Here is a 15,806-nt window from a genome sequence, read left to right on the forward strand (position 1 = left end):
TATTATTAAAATATGACTTCAGAAAATATTTACAAAAGCCTGGTTGCTTTATACAACAAGGGAATTACAGAAAAAGATCCAAAAATCATTCGAGAGTTTATAAATGACAATACCCATATGGCATTAAAGGGTGAGCCCAGATTCTTTTTGGATATTCTCCAGCATCGTGCTGCAGCTTTTGCACTATTTGGCGAATTGACTGAAGCGGGGCAGGAATATGAAAAGGGCTATTCGTCGTGTTCTACTTCAGGCAGATGGGTTTACGGATTGAATTGGGCTTTGCAATATACAGCTGAGTTTTCAATCAACAGAGGGAAAGCAAAATTGAATGAATCGCTTTCACAAGCCTTGCCTGTATTGGAGCAAGCAGAAAAAGATTTGGTGTTCGATCAGTACAGAGAATTCTATCAGCTTGGTCTTTGCAATGTGAAAGCATTTGTATTGATGAGTCTTGGTGAGAAAGATAAAGCTCTTGATACCTATAAGGATTGTTTGTTCACACCCATACCAATCCCTGCTTACAACGATAAGGAATCATTGCAGTTGTTATTTGCACATTATACTAAAGGATTGGCAGTAGCAATCGAATATAAAGATACTGAGCTTTTAAATAATTTACTTAAAGTCATCTCATTGGACGATGCTTTATTGCAGAATGAGAAGAATCTGTTCAAATTATTCTATGAAACCTTAGTAAGTACCTTTGATATGCGTGCCGAGTTTATCACAGAGTTTAATGCCATGTTCAAGATTAAGGATAGCCTTAAAACTGTAGCACCGGGTTTTGCGAGATTTTTGTCACTTATTGGGGAACAGGATTTCGATAAACTCGATGTTTTCTTCAAGGACTTCAATTAGGCTTTATTAATAATCAGCTAAATATGAAGAATTGTTTTTGTGGGAGATCTCAGTCATATGAGGCTTGTTGCGGGGCATTGCATTCAGGTCAGAGAGTTGCACAATCAGCCGAAGAGTTGATGCGAAGTCGGTATTCCGCTTTCGTAGTAGCCGATGTTGATTATATAATGAAAACATATGCTCCTGAAACGCGTCCCAATAGTGAGCGTGCAGAAATTAAACAGTGGGCTACTTCAGTTATGTGGCTTGGTTTGCAGGTTATTTCAACTCAAAAAGGTAAACCTGGTGATCAGGAGGGACGTGTCAAATTTAAAGCCCTTTATAGCGAAGCGGGAAAGATTCACGAAATGATTGAAGATTCCTTTTTTCGTTTCGAAAAAGGGCAATGGTTTTATGTTGATGGGAAATAAGAAGTTGAAGAGAAATTTATTTCTTGTACTAACTGGAAACACTGACATTTTTAATGAGAAAGGCAATTGTCTGATATTATAAACTCATAAAATAGATTACCTTTGCATCGGCAAACCGTTCTATCGCTGTTTCGCAAGAAAGAGAGGAAAGTCCGGGCAAGGCAGAGTACCATGCTTCTTAACGGGAAGATAGGCGAAAGCTTATAGTAGTGGAACAGAAAATAACCGCCTTATTTTTTCGGAAATAGGGTAAGGGTGAAAAGGTGAGGTAAGAGCTCACCAGTGCCTGTGGTGACATGGGCAGCTGTGTGCCTCATGGCTTGCAAGATCAAGTATACCGACAGCTGTAGACTTTACTCGGTCGATGTCGGGGGGTAGATTGCTCGAGACATAGGGTGACTTATGTTCTAGATAAATGATAGAAGTTCCCTTCGGGGAAAACAGGACCCGGCTTATAGGTTTGCCAACTTTTAAACATCTTGATTCTGAGAAAGAATCAAAATAGAATATTGCTTTTAAAAGCAAATTTAAAACGATCTCAAAAAAATGGGATCGTTTTTTTTGTAAAAAAAGTTAGTTTAGAACATATGTTCATTATATTTGTGTCGTAATATCAATTTAAAATTATGGCACGTCCCAGAAATAATTCTAAAATTCAAATTCCCCCACGGGTAAAAGGTTTTAATCCCCAAGGGTATTATGCCAATCCTTCAGAGGAAGTTAAATTAAATATTGAAGAGTTTGAGGTGATTCGATTACTCGATTATGAGAACTTGTCTCAGCTTGAGGCATCGAAAATCATGGAAATATCGCGTCCCAGCTTAACGCGAATATACGATAGAGCTCGCAAGAAGATTGCTCAAGCTCTTATCGAGGCTAGCCCAATTCGTATTGAAGGTGGAAAAATTGTTTATGACGAAACCTGGTATGAGTGTTTGAATTGCCGATCACATTTTAATAAGACAGGCGATAATGATGTAAAGAGATGTCCGTTGTGTTCAAGTGTTGAAATTTTAAAAGTGGAGGGTGAGTTATGATTGCAGCAATTCCGGTAATGAGTGATACAAATGAGGCACAGTTATCCTCGAAATTTGCAAGGAGCCCCTATTTTGTTTTGGTTGACAAATCGAAAAAGGTTTATCGTTTTGTTAAAAATCCATTTGCCAATGATGAGAAAGGTGTTGGCCCTAAAATTCTGACTTTACTCTGTCAGGACAATGGCGTTGATGCATTTATTGCTTTTGAATTAGGACTTAAATTACAACAGTTGGCAAAAGCTAAGGGCTTGCAATTCATTATCCTTAATGAAAACAAGAAACAATTGAGTGATATTCTGAAATTGATGGGTATCGATTAAAATAAATACAAAGAATAGGGTATTCTTGATATAAAACTAAAAATAACAAAGGGATGAAAATAGCTATTCCAACAAAAGACAATCAGGTTGATTCGCATTTTGGACATTGCGAGTATTTTTCGATTGTTGAATTGACTGCCGATAATAAAATTGGCCGTATCGAATTAATGGAGTCTCCACAGGGCTGTGGTTGTAAATCAAATGTTGCCAATCAGCTTGCCGAAATGGGGGTAAAGGTGATGCTTGCTGGAAATATGGGACAGGGAGCTGTTAACAAAATTTCTCAGGCTGGTATTCAGGTTTATCGCGGTTGTTCGGGTGATGTGCGTGAGTTGGCAGAGGCCTATTTGCAAGAGACAGTTGTGGACTCGGGAACGACTTGTGCCGGACATGGTGACTCAGGTCACGTTTGCCAGCACTAGGTTTGGAGTAAAGAGCAGAAAGGGGGAAATGTCTGATATGAACTTTTCCCCTTTCTTATTGCCTTATACTTTTTTGAAGATAAAAGTCCGTTAGTTTAAAAGAACTTGATCTTTTGAATTAAGACTTCCATCATCAAAAATAAGAAAGCCAGAAGAAGAAATAATTTCCAGTAGGTGTTTCCACTTTCTTGTTCCTCAATCATGCTTCTCATATCCAGACTCTCAATATCGAATAAGCTGTAATTTAGTTTATATTCCTTCAGAAGATCTTGAATTTCACCCGATGAATAAAAAGTCAGATATGACTCCTGACGGGGGTAGTTGAACGAAATTCCCGATAGAATTTGTTGGGACTGACTAATAAAATAGTTGCCTGCTTTTTTAATTTGGCTATGTGTATTTAAGAGCAATCCTTTATCAAAATGAGAAATTTGTTCGGGAATCAGGTCGATGCCGAGCTTTTTATTTTCGATATGGAACATGGCTTTCTCGTGATTTAATTTTAAGCCATTTGCAATAGCGTATTCGCTTTCGTTTAGTTTATAATAGATTGGCAAATGGACTTGATTGTTGAGTGCGATATTGATTAAACTGGGCACAAATACAGGATGTTTAATTGCATTGGTCCATTTAGGGTGGAAGTTAAAACTTGAAATATAGAGTTTGCCTTGCCCCAATTGTATTTGAGAGAACAGATTCTCTCCTGTATTGGTTTTCCAAAGCGGAATACTGATTCCGGTTTTTGCATCGCTCAATGTAAAATGGCGATAGACTTGAGGCAAGCGCGCGTCATCTTTCAGTTGAGTAAATACGTTTTTATAGATTTCTGCATCCAGTTCGATACTCGAAACCGTTTTATTTAAACTATCAAGTTGTGTGAATTGGCCAGCACCCAATTCATTCAATAGCTCGTTATTTGATTCATTATTATCATTTGCCGGAAGGACAAGTACTTGTCCGCCTTTGTGGATATAGTTTGAAATTTTTTGTCTGAAACCACTTTGCATATCGGTGAGTTGATTTAAGATAATCAGCTTGGTTTTACTTAAATCTTCCTGATGAAATTGTGATTTGTTAATGTTTTTAAGGGTAAAATATTGCTTGTCAGAGAAAAGCTGACTGATGTAGCGATTCTCGTTTTCCTGATTAATACTTATGATTTCAGCACTTTTTTGAATTTGATAAGAGAAATAAAATGTATTGTCATAGGTAATTGGGTAGTCGCTGATTTCAATTCGTCCTGAATAAATGCCCGACTGATGATTTTTGTATGGTAGATTTAATTCTTTGTTTTCCTGAGCCTCGATATCAAAATTCGAAATGGTTTTTAAACTATCATTTATGTAGAGTTTGATTGGGATTTTTCGAAAGCTTTCATTCGAAGCGTTGTGGATGTTGATTTTGAGCTCTTCTGTTTGATTGATTTTGTGAGCTGAGTTATCAAACCAGCACGAATCAATAAAGAGATTGTTTCGGCTCTGTGTTGACAAAGCCATTAAGCTAACCTGAAGATTGCTATCGGGTATCATCTTGTCGAAATCTGCCTGATATTTCTGAAAATCAGAAAACAGGTAAATTTTATCGTTCACGTTGGAATTGTTTTGTAAGCATTCTTTTAAAACCTGAGAGAAAAACTTGCTTTCGGCAGATGGATTTAGTTCCTGAATTTTCGATATGGCTCCTTGTTTGCTTAATGCAGGGAGTTGTCCCTTATTCTTATTATCAAGAATTCTGATTTGAGCATCTTCAGCTAAAGAATTAACAAGTTCAATGGCTTTAGATTTCGCTATTTCAATGGCAATCCCTTTTTCAGTTTCGGCATTCATACTAAAGGAATTATCCACATAAATAGAAACTGAACTCTTTTGATTTTTAGTTCTTAATGATGTTTTTTTGTTGGGGACATAGGGTTGAGCAAAGGCTATAACTAAACAGCTTAGAGCCAGCAAACGGCTGGCAAGCAATAGCCATTTTTTAATTTTAGATCGGTTTTTATTTTCGGCAGTAAGGTCTTTTAGGAATTTCAGATTACTGAAATAGATTTTTTTGAAACGCTTAAAATTGAATAGATGAATAATTATTGGAATCATCAAGCTTATGAGTCCCCACAGAATATTAGGATTTTGGAAGTGTAAAGGCATAAAATACAGATGATTTTAAGTTCGTTTAGAATTTAGCACTCAATTTTAGGTTCAGTTTACGAGCTGTTAAATAGTTGGGAATGGCATATTGATTCCCACGAATATCGTTGATCCAAAGGTAAGAAACGGTGTTGTTAATATCGAATAGATTGAATATTTCCAAACCAATCCACATAGATTTAAAATGCTTCAACAATCCTTTATACTTAATTTTCTTTGTATCGAGCAATTCTTTTGAAAATCCCAAATCGGCTCGTTTGTAATCAGGCATGTTAAAACTTTGGCCCTGCTTGCCCAATTTGGGAACCCAAACGGGTAAACCACCGGCATAAATAAGGGTCAGATGCATTTTGTATGTGGGATTACCAGGCATATAATCCTGGAAAAACATTGAGAAGTTGAATCGCTGATCGCTGGGACGAGCAATATACCCTTGATTATCTCCTAAAATATCTTCACGTGTTTTCATTAGGGAAAGACTAATCCATGATTCGGTATCGGGGACATATTCCCAATTCAGGCGAAATTCAAGTCCGGCAGCATAGCCCTTGGCTTTTTGATCACCATAATAACGCAAACGAACGTTTTCAATATCGTAAGGAATGAGCGATTTTAAATCTTTATAATAGAGTTCGGAAGACAGGCGAAAGTCTCGTTCTTTAATCTTAAACAGGTATTCATGAGCCAGAGTATAATGCCAGGCTTCCTGAGTGTTTAATTTCGAACTAATACTGCCATCAATTTTTAAGCATTCTCTGTACGATGGCATTTGTTGATAATTGCCTACTGCCAGTCGAAACTTCATCTTTCTTTCCCAATTGGGAACAAAGTTTAACGAAAAACGGGGCGATAAAAAGGACGTGTTGCTATAGGTCCAGTGATGATAGCGAAGTCCGGCAGTTAATTGAAAATCTCCCGTGTGATTACTGAAATTGTAGTTGGCTTGCGTATAAGTCGAAAGATGTGTTCCCGAAATGCTGTTTAAGGCCTGGCGTGAATAGGCAAGACCTGTGTCAGAACCTGAAGCAGGGATAGAATAGCCTGCCGAGTCACGATATTGCCATTCGTTTATTCGATCATCAACTTTTTCGTGTAAGGCTTTGATGCCCCATTGCAGGTGCAGTTTGTCAAAGCTGTGATCAGCCTTTAGCTTGATGCTGTTAACTTCTCGCTCCAGCTTATTATTGGCATGATCGAGATAGGTGCCGATTCCTAAGTTTTCCAGAGTTTGATCTTTGTCTCCGCCCTGACTCACAAACAAATCCTGTAAATAGTATTGGGCTTGAATATCGAATCGTTCTTTTTCGGTGGTCGAATACCTATTGGTAATGAGTTGAAACAAGTTTGTACTATTGGGTTGATATTTAAGTGTGAGGGCCTCCATATCGCTAATGAATTCGTCCTTTTCCTGACCATCGAAATACATTTTTAATTGTAGGGCATCGCTTATGGTACCAAAGTTTGTTTCTCTATCCTTGGGTTTAAATCCGTATTCATTCTTACTCAGATTTGCCCAAAGGTGAAGGCTCCACTTTTCATTAAAGGAATAATTTACCAATGCCTGAAAGTCTTTGTAGTTGGGATTGTAGTCGCCTTCGGTGTCTAATGACGTTAATAGATAGCGGGTCGTTTTGTATCGAAATCCGGCAAGATAAGAAAGTTTCCCATTTTTGCTTGCATTGGCAATGTGTGCGCTGGTTCCCAAGAGACTCATATCAGCCGAAGCTTCAAAATGACGAGGGGTTTTGTATTTAATATCGAGTACCGAAGAAAGTTTGTCTCCATATTTGGCTTCGAAACCACCTGGCGAGAAAAGCACTGAAGATACCAGATCGGGATTGATAACACTGAGCCCTTCTTGTTGACTTGAACGAACTAAATTCGGACGATAAACCTCAATATCGTTGATATAAACCAGATTTTCATCGAAGTTACCTCCTCGCACTGAATACTGAGAGCTGAGTTCGTTATTTGAACTTACCCCGGGCAAAGTTTTTAATAAGTTCTCAATACTTTCACCACCAGCAGAAGCTATTTTGTCAATTTCTTTAGTTTGTAAATAGATGCCTTTATTATGTAACTTAATTTGGGCTGCTATATTTACCTCATCCAGGTTCTGACGGTTTTCTATTAGGGTAGGATTAAAGACAATGGTCTGACCTGATTTTAGGCTAAATTCTTTTTTGAAAGTCAGGTAAGCAATATGTGAAAATTCGAGGGTTATTTCTTTCCCAGCCTCACTATAAATCTGGAAGGCTCCTTCTTTGTCAGAGGTCGTGGTCTGCGAATTTGCTGTGTTTAAAATGTGAACACCATAAAGAGTTTGACCTTCTTTGTTTTTAATAATTCCCTTAATGTTGGCCATATTTTGAGCCTGTAGTTTAGGGCAAATACCAATGAGGATAAATGTAATATAGAAGAGGATTATTCTGTGCATTATTAATGTGCTAGAGTTAATTATAGGGAAAGCTAAGATACAACAGATCCTTTAGATTATGATGGGAGAATTGGGATTTATTAGTCATAAGCTTTTGTTAATTGATTCGCAATTGATTAAATTATGCAAGTGTTTGATTTAGAATATCTAATTGAGTTTTTTGTTTTTAAATTAGTTATAAAAATTATAGGTTATGGGACAATCATTATCGAAGCTCTATGTTCATCTGACGTTTAGTACCAAAGATCGTAAACCTGATATTAAAGAGATATGGGAATTGAAATTGTATAGCTGCATCAGTTCTGTTTTTAAGAAATATGATAGTCCGGTATTAACAATCAATTCGGTTGCCGACCATGTACATATTCTATTTGCTTTGTCAAAGGATCATGCGCTTGCGACACTTGTTGAAGCTGTAAAAAAAGAATCTGCAGAGTGGATTCGTTCCATCGGTAATATCAATAAGGATTTTGATTGGCAGGATGGTTACGGGGCTTTTTCGGTGAGTCATTTTCAGGTCGATGTGGTTACCAGATCCATCCAAAATCAGAAAAAACATCACCATAATAAGAGTTATAAAGAAGAAGTTGACGAAATAATGGAACAATTTGGGGTGATTGAGTATGATGCTTCATATTTTTGGAATTAGGTTAATATTGTCTGTAGGGCTGATTATAATTGAAGAAATAGAGTTTTGGACTCTATTTTTTTGTTTTTGTCGTTTTTGTTCTTTTCAAAAAAAAAATGCGGAATGGGCATTCAAATAATCTTAACAGTAAATTTCAGCGCTATTTTTTTCTTAAAAATGGGAATGAACTGTATCTGTTGGATGAAGCATAATAATTACATAAATTTACTGTTAAATTTTTTGAGACTTGTTTGAACTAAAGGCTTTGAAGCGATTTTTAAAAGAAGTTAATTAACATGAAAAAATTATGAATATGTGTTTGTTTTATTAAAAAAAATAACAAAATTGTGCTCACTAAAATTCAAAATTAAATAAACCTAAAATTTACAAACCTTATAAAATCGTTTTTTATGACCACTACAACAAAAATGACAGCGGCAGACTACATGGAAAAAGAGTCCAATTTTGGAGCTCACAATTATCATCCACTACCAGTAGTTTTAGAAAGAGGGGAAGGCGTATATGTATGGGATACTGATGGAAAGCAATATTATGATTTTCTTTCAGCGTATTCTGCAGTTAATCAGGGGCACTGTCATCCAAAAATTATTGGAGCTATGATGGAACAAGCACAAAAGTTAACTCTAACTTCTCGTGCATTCTATAGCAACAACTTGGGTAAATATGAAGAATACGTGACGAAGTATTTCGGATATGATAAAGTATTGCCAATGAATACAGGAGCTGAGGCTGATGAAACAGCACTTAAACTTGTTCGTCGTTGGGGATATGATGTAAAAGGTATTCCTGAGAATGAAGCTAAAATTATTGTATGTGATGGCAATTTCCATGGACGTACAATTACAATTATTTCGATGTCAACAGATCCGGATTCTTACAAAGGATTTGGACCTTTCACACCAGGTTTTGTTGTAATTCCTTACAATGATGTTGAGGCATTGGAAAAAGAGTTGAAAGATCCTAATGTATGTGCATTTCTAGTTGAGCCTATTCAAGGTGAAGCGGGAGTATATGTACCAGAGCATGGTTTTTTGAAGAAAGCTTACGATTTGTGTAAGGCAAACAATGTTTTATTTGTTGCTGATGAGGTACAAACAGGTATCGCTCGTACAGGTAAATTATTAGCTGTTGATCACGAGGGAGTTCGTCCGGATGTATTGATTCTTGGTAAAGCTATTTCAGGTGGTGTTGTGCCGGTTTCAGCTGTATTGGCTGATGATGAAATTATGCTTTGCATTAAGCCAGGTGAGCACGGTTCTACGTTTGGTGGTAACCCAATTGCTTGTGAAGTTGCTATTGCTGCACTTGAGGTTGTTAAAGAAGAAAAATTAGCTGAGAATGCTGAAGCAATGGGTAAAATTTTCCGCGAAGAATTGCAAGCAGTAAAATCAGATATGATTGAGCTTGTACGTGGTAAAGGATTGCTTAATGCAGTTGTGATTAAGCCTAAGGGTGGTAAAACTGCATGGGATGTTTGTTTACGCCTTCGCGACAATGGTATGTTAGCTAAGCCTACTCACGGACATATCATTCGTTTTGCGCCTCCATTGACAATTAACGAAACTCAGTTGCGTGAAGCAATCGAGATCATCAAGAAAACAATGGCCGAGTTCGAGTAAACAAAGAATTCTTAATTTATATGAAAGGGACAGTTCGAGAGGGCTGTCCCTTTTATATTGTATCATATTATATTGAAAAATTAAGCTTTTTTATAGTTTTACCTTTGTTTATAATATTGTTTAGTTGTTGTGTTTTTGTAAATTTGACATAAACAAAACTAATGTAATTCACTAATCAAAATTATACTATGAAAAAGTTATTAATACCACTCGCTTTAATTTCATTATTAAGCTCATGTGCAGTGCATCAGGGCATTATCAGCTCATCATCATTAAATCGAAATGTAAAGTATGAAGATATTGCTTATGGTGTTTCACAGACTAAACAGGTTTTGTGCATAGGAGGGCTTTCAAAAGACGCTTTAATTTTAGAAGCTAAGCGAGAATTAATTAATAACAGACCCTTAGGCCCAAATGAAACCTACGCCAATTTTACAGTCGATTTTAAACGCTCATTTTTCCCATTCGTTAATAAAACGAAAGCCACTGTGAGTGCAGATGTGGTAAGTTTTACTGACGATTCGCAAGCCAATCCATATACAGATAAATACAAGGATAAATTGTCAAAGAAGAGTTTAGCGAATGAGCTATTTCAGATTGGTGATTCAGTTTATATTGATCGTAATGAAGATGCAGTTATTCTGTCGGTTGAAGATATCGATAAAGTTAGGATCCTGATTAAAACTAAAAATGGGAATTCTAAAACAAGATTAATATCTACCAATAAAATCTATTCCAAAAGTAAAAGTTATAAAGGCTTCAAGGTGGGAGAGATGTACATTTATTCCAGAAGCTTAAATGATAATATGGTTAAAACCAGTGGACGAATTATTGCTTTGGGCTTGGATGAAATCATTGTAAAATCAAATTCAGGAGAGCTTAAACATTTGGATTACGAGAGTGAATAAGTGCGTGTTTATTTGTAAAGATAAGATTACAAAGACAGTTCTAAAGGACTGTCTTTTTTTATGCCCTTATTATTCGATTTTGCAGAATAAAATGAATTTTGATCTCATAGTAAGATGTGGCATTTAAAAATTAAATATATTTTTTAGAATGCCCATTATAATTACTCTCCGAGTTTTCAGCATCGATTCGTTGTGAGTGAATGAAATAATCAATAGAAATTAAATTGTTATTGTTAATAGATATTGATTAAATTAGTATTTTATGTATTGCATATTAGTTGGTTATATCTTTTGTCTGTTTTAGCAGAACTGCATTTATGGGATTTCTTTTTAAAGTTTGAAACCGAATTATAAAAAATAAAATTAATGATAGTATACACTAAAAAGTAAAACATGGAACTCAATGTGTGTAATAATATGGGACAATATCTGATTGATGAATGTATTGCAATGGTTAAATATCTTTCTGCCGAAGGTTCAGCGATTCCATCAGAAGCAAAAAAAATAATTGATATCAATAAAGGAAAGGTTTCTGAATGGGAGAGTCATGAAATATTAAACTTGCATAAATGTCTTTCACTCAAAGTAGCTCCGGCTCGACCCAAAACCATCTCTCTCTTATACAAGGAAGCGCAGAAGAATAAGTGGTTAGCTTTTTTGGGACCAGTTGGTCTTGTCCGAAGATTGATGGCAACAACCTTACTTTCTTTAGTCAGTTTTATTCTAATTAGTTTATCTCCCCATGTAAATAATGCTTCGGTTTCAAAAGGCATACTTGCTGATCATGGTTTTGAGTTATTGCTGAATCTGATGTTTTTTCTTTCAGCAGCTGCATTAGGTGCCTGTTTTAGCAATCTTTTTCAAGCCAATAAATACATCGTCAACGGAACATATGATCCGAAATACGAGAGTTCCTATTGGATCCGTTTTGTATTAGGACTTATTGCGGGTTTGATGATGGCAGTGCTTATTCCGGCTTCACTTGAGGTTCAGCAGTCACCAGGTATTGGTTTCCTTACAGTTCCTATATTGGCGATGTTGGGTGGTTTTTCGGCTTCTCTTTTTTATCGTATTTTGAATCGTGCCGTCACAACTGTTGATACTTTGTTGACAGGCCTTACTGATAAAAATAGCGATAATAAGACTCAGGAAAGACTTCTCAAACAGAATCAGCAACAAACTTTGGAGAAGCAACAGATTGTTGAAGAATTGTTGAGTTTAAAAGCGGAAGTGAAAGAAGGTGATGTTAATGAGAAACTAAAAAATACCATTAATAAGATATTGATGAATTAGTTGAATACTTGTTTATGATAATGAATAAGGAGCAGTTCGCAAGAGCTGTTCCTTATTTATTTTTATAAACCAAGCTTTGCTGAAGTGTGGTTTTTTACATCGTTCAGGCAGCAAGTTTTTATATCTGATAATGAGTTTTTTCCTCGTTGGTTTAATCTTATTGATCAACTTATTTCATAGATTTGCGGGCATCTAACAGAGGTTGATTGTACCTGTTAGCAATGGGATCAACTTTTACCGTTTATCCAATCACATGCAATAAGATGAATTAAAAAATAAATAGAATAAAATGATCAGTACAGAAATAAAAGGGACACTCATGATATTGCTTTCAGCTGTCTTTTTTGGTCTTATGCCTTTTTTCGCCATAAAGATATATGCCGAGGGATTTGATGTGAATAACTTGCTTTTGTATCGATTTGGTTTTGCTTTTATTTGGATTGCTCTGTTTTGTATGTACAGAAGAATTGATGTCAGAATAAATAAAAAGCAGTTCTTTTTGATTCTATTTATTGCATTTGTGGGAACCATGCTGACGACTTACACGCTTTTTTTATCCTATCAATATATTTCTACGGGACTGGCTAGCACGCTTCATTTTGTATACCCGGTTATTACGATTGCTTTGGCTAGCATGATATATAAAGAAAAATTCACGTTTCGAAAAATGATCGCCTTATTATTATCGATACTAGGTATTGGTCTTTTATCGATGGGAGGTGAAAGTAATCTGAATATGATTGGTATTATTTGGGCATTAGTGTCAGGACTTTTATATGCCATTTATATTATCGGAATGGCTCATAAAGAACTTAAAAAGTTGTCGCCCTTTAGTGTAGCATTTTGGATTTTTGGAATAACCTCTGTTCTTTTTCTGTGTAAGAGTTTTTTTACGAATCAGATTAACACCAACTTCACGCCGAATTCGTTGTTTTATATTATAAATCTAAGTATTTGGTCTACTTTTCTTGCGGTTGTTTTGTTTTACAGAGGTTTGAAATTTATTGGACCAGGTAAGGCATCTCTTTTATCAACATTGGAACCTCTTACGGGTGTTATTGTTGGGATATTAGTGTTCAACGAAAAGATGGATATGAAGAGTTCTTTGGCAATTGTGTTGATTTTAATCTCAGTGCTGACTGTTGTACAAACAAAAGAGAACAAATTCCGCCTCTTGTTTCATAACAAAAGGCAGAATAGATTAAAGAAAGCTTAATCTTATCGATTATGAATATGCTATTTTCAAGACATCATCAAAGTAATCGGCAAAATGGGCATTAATTTCATTTTTTAGGAAGTCAGGTAAATCATCAAAATCTTTTTTATTGTCCTTGGGGAAAATAAGCTCATGAATTCCGACCCGAATTGCAGCTATCGTTTTTTCACGAACACCACCAATGGGGAGAACTTTCCCCGTTAAACTTAATTCTCCTGTCATTGCAATTCCTTTTTTAACGGTTTGGTTTGTAGCTAGCGAATGAAGAGCCAGGGCCATTGTTATACCTGCTGATGGTCCATCCTTTGGGGTTGCTCCAGCTGGTACGTGCAAGTGAATAAGGTGCTTGTCAAAAAAGGAATTAATGGTTTCATTCTTGTCTTTACTTAATATTGAACGAATGTATGAATAGGCTATTTCGGCTGATTCCTGCATCACATTACCCAATTGTCCTGTTTGCTTAAATCCTTCCGAACCATGTTTTATTGCGGAGGCTTCGATATAGAGTGTTGCACCGCCATCGGCAGTCCACGCCAATCCAAGAGTTACTCCGGGAGATGATCTTTTATATAATTCTTCGGTTACATAAACGGGTTGTCCAAGATAATCGATAATGTTTTTATTGCTGACAGTGAGTTTTGTATACTTTTCTTCGGCAAGAATTAGCGTTGCTTTTCTCATTATTTTCTTGATTTGATTTTCAAGACTTCTGACCCCTGCTTCTCTGGCATATGCATCAATTAGTTTGGATAAGGCACTGTCAGTGATAACAATTTCTTTTGATGTTAACCCATGCTCTTTTCTTTGTTTAGGAATTAAATAGCGTTTGGCAATTTCAATTTTCTCTTCTAAAATATATCCCGATAGTTTGATGATTTCCATTCGATCCAACAAAGGCCTTGGAATAGTATCCAGTTGATTGGCCGTTGTAACAAATAAGATATTGGATAAATCGAAGCGCACATCAAGATAATGATCCAGAAAATTTGAATTCTGTTCGGGATCAAGAACTTCGAGCAAGGCCGATGCAGGATCGCCTTGGTAACTAATGCCTATTTTATCAATTTCATCCAACATGATGACGGGATTAGACGTTTCAGTTCTTTTTAAACTTTGCATAATTTTGCCAGGCATAGCCCCAATATAGGTTCTCCGGTGTCCTTTTATTTCAGCTTCGTCGCGCATGCCCCCAAGAGAAAAACGGTAGAATTTACGCCCCAAAGCTTCAGCTATCGATTTACCAATAGATGTTTTGCCCACACCAGGAGGGCCTACGAGGCATATGATTGATCCTGATACTTTGCCTCTTTTGACAATGGTGCTCACAAATTCGAGGATACGTTGTTTTACATCATCCAATCCATAATGTTGTTCATCCAGAATTTTGCGGGCTTTTTTTATATCGTAATTATCCTTGGAAAAAATACCCCAAGGTAAATCAGTAAGCCAATTTAAATATGAACGGGAAACATGAAATTCTGAAGAGGCAGAATCCAAAATTTTTAATTTGTCCATTTCTTCATGAACAACACTTGCGGCTTCTTTTGAAAGTTTGAGAGCTTTTATTTTTTCTTTTATTTTTTCAATTTCAGTTGTTTTGTCATCTTTTTCCAGGCCCAATTCTTTTTTAATAACTTTCAACTGTTCGCGAAGAAAGAATTCACGCTGATCACTGGTTATTTTATCACTAATCTGGGATTGAATATCTTCCTGTAGGCGCGTAATTTCCAATTCTTCCTTGAGAAGGATTAGCAGTTTTTCGCTGCGTTTTAATAGATCAAAGGTTTCAAGAAGATCCTGTAATTTGAGTGGATCGCTTGATATGAATGAGGAGATAATATCCATAAGCAGTCCTGGATTTTGTAAGCCAACATTGGTTAAGGAGAGGCGTATCTGCTCTTGCAACATTGGATTCAATTTGATGAGCTCTTTTATCGAATTTATAATGGATAAAGTATATGCTTTGAGTTCATCGGTTATTTTTACTTTTGCAGGAATGTGATATCTGACAGTCCAGTGTTTTTTATGATTACGTTTGGTTTCTCTCACATATTCAAAACGAGTGATTGCTTGTGCGAAGAAATTTATTTCATCTTCAGTTTGTTCTATAATTTTAATTATTTTAACAAAAGTTCCTGTTTTAAATAAAATGGAGTCCGTGTAATCACTTTCATCAAGTTCTTTAATATAGGATATACCAATAAATCCATTATTACTATCAATAGAATAAGTGATTAAATCGACGAATTTTGCTCCTGTATAAACCAATGGGATTGTAATACCCGGAAAAAGAGGTTTGTCTTCAATTGGCAAGACAATAATATTATCCGGATAAATATCAGAGACAAGTACGAGTTTGTTTTCATTTATTTTATTCATAATAAATTAGATTTAAATGAAAGAATTGGTATAATAAATTTAATCAAAATCTGACTTAGGAAAAAGTGAAATCGATCGATGAATTCGAGTAGAAAACTTTTAAGGGTTTGTTTTGAG

General features: G+C 35.9%; 13 protein-coding genes and 1 other RNA gene. 11 read left to right on the forward strand and 3 right to left on the reverse strand.

Annotation, left to right across the window (positions count from 1 at the left end):
- The first annotated feature begins 12 nt into the window (after positions 1-12).
- The 6 genes from EO244_RS07055 to EO244_RS07080 all read left to right on the forward strand — a co-directional run bounded on the left by EO244_RS07055 (position 13) and on the right by EO244_RS07080 (position 3,047).
- A complete protein-coding gene (locus tag EO244_RS07055) occupies positions 13-858 on the forward strand; it encodes a hypothetical protein (protein ID WP_129253956.1) in 846 nt (281 codons plus the stop codon).
- 23 nt (positions 859-881) lie between these two features.
- Complete coding sequence (locus EO244_RS07060) at positions 882-1,268, forward strand: YchJ family protein (protein WP_129253957.1); 387 nt, start codon at positions 882-884, stop codon at positions 1,266-1,268.
- A 107-nt stretch (positions 1,269-1,375) separates the two neighbouring features.
- Positions 1,376-1,739: RNase P RNA component class A (gene rnpB / locus EO244_RS07065), an RNA gene on the forward strand.
- Positions 1,740-1,894: 155 nt separating this feature from the next.
- On the forward strand, positions 1,895-2,305 hold the full coding sequence (locus EO244_RS07070) for a DUF134 domain-containing protein (RefSeq protein WP_129253958.1): 411 nt from the start codon (positions 1,895-1,897) through the stop codon (positions 2,303-2,305).
- Positions 2,302-2,625 carry a NifB/NifX family molybdenum-iron cluster-binding protein gene (locus tag EO244_RS07075; protein ID WP_129253959.1) on the forward strand — a complete coding sequence of 108 codons (324 nt, stop codon included), beginning with the start codon at positions 2,302-2,304 and terminating at the stop codon, positions 2,623-2,625. Before EO244_RS07070 ends, EO244_RS07075 begins: the two co-directional genes overlap by 4 nt.
- A 53-nt stretch (positions 2,626-2,678) precedes the next feature.
- Positions 2,679-3,047 carry a NifB/NifX family molybdenum-iron cluster-binding protein gene (locus tag EO244_RS07080; protein ID WP_129253960.1) on the forward strand — a complete coding sequence of 123 codons (369 nt, stop codon included), beginning with the start codon at positions 2,679-2,681 and terminating at the stop codon, positions 3,045-3,047.
- Positions 3,048-3,142: 95 nt separating this feature from the next.
- Here EO244_RS07080 and EO244_RS07085 read toward each other — a convergent pair whose 3' ends face one another.
- Together EO244_RS07085 and EO244_RS07090 are read right to left on the reverse strand one after the other, a co-directional pair.
- Positions 3,143-5,188, reverse strand: coding sequence for a BatA domain-containing protein (locus EO244_RS07085; RefSeq protein WP_129253961.1), 2,046 nt, complete (start codon positions 5,186-5,188; stop codon positions 3,143-3,145).
- A gap of 25 nt (positions 5,189-5,213) precedes the next feature.
- Entirely contained in the window at positions 5,214-7,625 is a 2,412-nt protein-coding gene (locus tag EO244_RS07090; protein ID WP_129253962.1) for a TonB-dependent receptor, read from the reverse strand.
- Between the two features lie 193 nt (positions 7,626-7,818).
- Between EO244_RS07090 and EO244_RS07095 the strand changes: the two genes are divergently transcribed.
- The 5 genes from EO244_RS07095 (at position 7,819) to EO244_RS07115 (ending at position 13,310) form a co-directional block, all read left to right on the forward strand.
- The gene (locus EO244_RS07095; protein WP_129253963.1) at positions 7,819-8,274 is read left to right on the forward strand and encodes a transposase; all 456 of its coding nucleotides are present in this window, start codon (positions 7,819-7,821) and stop codon (positions 8,272-8,274) included.
- A gap of 389 nt (positions 8,275-8,663) precedes the next feature.
- The gene (rocD, locus tag EO244_RS07100) at positions 8,664-9,893 is read left to right on the forward strand and encodes an ornithine--oxo-acid transaminase (RefSeq protein WP_206734512.1); all 1,230 of its coding nucleotides are present in this window, start codon (positions 8,664-8,666) and stop codon (positions 9,891-9,893) included.
- A 188-nt stretch (positions 9,894-10,081) separates the two neighbouring features.
- Positions 10,082-10,801, forward strand: coding sequence for a DUF6567 family protein (locus EO244_RS07105; RefSeq protein ID WP_129253964.1), 720 nt, complete (start codon positions 10,082-10,084; stop codon positions 10,799-10,801).
- A 393-nt stretch (positions 10,802-11,194) separates the two neighbouring features.
- The gene (locus EO244_RS07110) at positions 11,195-12,094 is read left to right on the forward strand and encodes a hypothetical protein (protein WP_129253965.1); all 900 of its coding nucleotides are present in this window, start codon (positions 11,195-11,197) and stop codon (positions 12,092-12,094) included.
- Between the two features lie 289 nt (positions 12,095-12,383).
- The gene (locus EO244_RS07115; RefSeq protein ID WP_129253966.1) at positions 12,384-13,310 is read left to right on the forward strand and encodes a DMT family transporter; all 927 of its coding nucleotides are present in this window, start codon (positions 12,384-12,386) and stop codon (positions 13,308-13,310) included.
- A 9-nt stretch (positions 13,311-13,319) separates the two neighbouring features.
- Here EO244_RS07115 and lon read toward each other — a convergent pair whose 3' ends face one another.
- Positions 13,320-15,689 (reverse strand): endopeptidase La, encoded by a 2,370-nt coding sequence (gene lon / locus EO244_RS07120; protein ID WP_129253967.1) that lies wholly within the window; start codon positions 15,687-15,689, stop codon positions 13,320-13,322.
- Positions 15,690-15,806: the final 117 nt, after the last annotated feature.

The organism is Ancylomarina salipaludis (assembly GCF_004122035.1).
GTDB lineage: Bacteria > Bacteroidota > Bacteroidia > Bacteroidales > Marinifilaceae > Ancylomarina > Ancylomarina salipaludis.

Coding starts and splice junctions, on each gene's coding strand:
- EO244_RS07055 (WP_129253956.1), top strand. CDS start 13: ATGACTTCAGAAAATATTTACAAAAGCCTGGTTGCTTTATACAACAAG.
- EO244_RS07060 (WP_129253957.1), top strand. CDS start 882: ATGAAGAATTGTTTTTGTGGGAGATCTCAGTCATATGAGGCTTGTTGC.
- EO244_RS07070 (WP_129253958.1), top strand. CDS start 1,895: ATGGCACGTCCCAGAAATAATTCTAAAATTCAAATTCCCCCACGGGTA.
- EO244_RS07075 (WP_129253959.1), top strand. CDS start 2,302: ATGATTGCAGCAATTCCGGTAATGAGTGATACAAATGAGGCACAGTTA.
- EO244_RS07080 (WP_129253960.1), top strand. CDS start 2,679: ATGAAAATAGCTATTCCAACAAAAGACAATCAGGTTGATTCGCATTTT.
- EO244_RS07085 (WP_129253961.1), bottom strand. CDS start 5,188: ATGCCTTTACACTTCCAAAATCCTAATATTCTGTGGGGACTCATAAGC.
- EO244_RS07090 (WP_129253962.1), bottom strand. CDS start 7,625: ATGCACAGAATAATCCTCTTCTATATTACATTTATCCTCATTGGTATT.
- EO244_RS07095 (WP_129253963.1), top strand. CDS start 7,819: ATGGGACAATCATTATCGAAGCTCTATGTTCATCTGACGTTTAGTACC.
- rocD (WP_206734512.1), top strand. CDS start 8,664: ATGACCACTACAACAAAAATGACAGCGGCAGACTACATGGAAAAAGAG.
- EO244_RS07105 (WP_129253964.1), top strand. CDS start 10,082: ATGAAAAAGTTATTAATACCACTCGCTTTAATTTCATTATTAAGCTCA.
- EO244_RS07110 (WP_129253965.1), top strand. CDS start 11,195: ATGGAACTCAATGTGTGTAATAATATGGGACAATATCTGATTGATGAA.
- EO244_RS07115 (WP_129253966.1), top strand. CDS start 12,384: ATGATCAGTACAGAAATAAAAGGGACACTCATGATATTGCTTTCAGCT.
- lon (WP_129253967.1), bottom strand. CDS start 15,689: ATGAATAAAATAAATGAAAACAAACTCGTACTTGTCTCTGATATTTAT.